Raw genomic sequence first — 723 nt, 5'->3', positions numbered from 1 at the left:
GGTTCCTCGACGCGCTCGCCGGGGTCACCGAGCCCGGGCAGAAGCGCAAGATCATCGGCCGGGAGTTCATCCGGGTCTTCGAGACGGCCACCGCCGAGGTCGTCGCCGACCACCACGTCGGGTTCCTGGTCCAGGGCACGCTCTACCCCGACGTCGTCGAGTCCGGTGGCGGCGACGGCACCGCGGTGATCAAGAGCCACCACAACGTCGGCGGGCTGCCCGACGACGGCGAGTTCGACCTGGTCGAGCTGCTGCGCGCGCTGTTCAAGGACGAGGTACGGATGGTCGGCGCCGCGCTGGGGCTGCCCGCGGTGATCGTCGCCCGCCAGCCGTTCCCCGGTCCGGGCCTGGGCATCCGCATCATCGGCGAGGTCACCCGCGACCGGCTGGAGACCCTGCGTGCCGCGGACGCCATCGCCCGCGAGGAGCTCACCGCCGCCGGGCTGGACCGCGAGATCTGGCAGTGCCCGGTGGTGCTGCTCGCCGACGTCCGAAGCGTCGGTGTGCAGGGCGACGGCCGCACCTACGGCCATCCGATCGTCCTGCGCCCGGTGTCCAGCGAGGACGCGATGACCGCGGACTGCACCCGGCTGCCCGACGACGTCGTCGAGCGGATCTCGGCCCGGATCACCAACGAGGTGGCCGAGGTCAACCGGGTCGTCGTCGACGTGACGAGCAAGCCCCCGGGCACCATCGAGTGGGAGTGACCAGGGCCTGACGTCA

The 723-nt window shown here is 71.9% G+C and carries 1 protein-coding gene; it reads left to right on the top strand.

Features of this window, described 5'->3' with window-relative positions; all coding sequences use genetic code 11:
- Nucleotides 1-707 (top strand): GMP synthase (glutamine-hydrolyzing) (locus D8M34_RS18675; protein ID WP_446723752.1); only part of this gene is annotated, 707 nt, incomplete at its 5' end.
- Nucleotides 708-723 lie beyond the last annotated feature (16 nt).

This window comes from Microbacterium sp. HSID17254 (assembly GCF_003989315.1).
Classification (GTDB): Bacteria; Actinomycetota; Actinomycetes; order Actinomycetales; family Microbacteriaceae; genus Microbacterium.
Note: the sequence above shows the minus strand (reverse complement) of the source record. Positions and strands in the feature narration are given on the sequence as shown.